Origin of the sequence: Serratia sp. Ag1, assembly GCF_000743355.1 — a bacterium.
GTDB lineage: Bacteria > Pseudomonadota > Gammaproteobacteria > Enterobacterales > Enterobacteriaceae > Chania.
This window is the reverse complement of record NZ_JQEI01000097.1, coordinates 1-617: the sequence shown is the minus strand read 5'-3', so window position 1 is coordinate 617 and position 617 is coordinate 1. Positions and strand designations below refer to the sequence as shown.

The 617-nt window shown below is 48.9% G+C and carries 1 protein-coding gene; it reads right to left on the bottom strand.

All coding sequences use genetic code 11. From position 1 onward, the window contains the following. Positions 1 to 187: 187 nt before the first annotated feature. The coding region (locus tag IV04_RS24490) for an Ail/Lom family outer membrane beta-barrel protein (RefSeq protein WP_037441802.1) at positions 188 to 617 on the bottom strand (430 nt) is incomplete at its 5' end.

Genomic DNA, 617 nt, shown 5'->3' with positions numbered 1-617 from the left:
CATGCCACGGGCGGTATTGAATACGATGCGATAGAGATTCTTGTTCACAACAACGTCCCTGCAGAAAATCTGAAAGTGAAAAGTCAGTTTTTTTATCTACCCCAATGACCTCAAGCGACAGCACGGTGACCTATCGCTTCAGGTCATCAGGGACTATCCCGGTCGAAACCGGGATATCTGTATGGCATCAGAAGCGATAGCCGATAGCAATATTGAAACCGTTAATGTCGTGAGACTGTCCGGCGATATTCAGTCTGGAACCTTCGTAACCGATATCGACGGCCACATTCTCAATCGGGTTGATCTGCACCCCTGCGCCATACATCAGGGACGTCTTGTTTTCATTGCCGGACTGACTCCCCGCCAGCACATATGAACCCTGGTAGTTGTACCACTGGGAGGAATAATCGACTTTGTTGCGGTTGAAACCCAGCAGGCCATAGGCGCTGACAAACTCATTAAAGCGGTAAGCCGGGCCGACAGACAGTGAGTAATATTTGATCTTGGCTTCGTTATTAATGATGTCTCTGGCGAGCAGATAAGAGTAATCATCCTTGCCACTCATGTAGGTAAATGAGCCGATCACGCTGATCGGCGAATCCCACTCATAGCGGTAC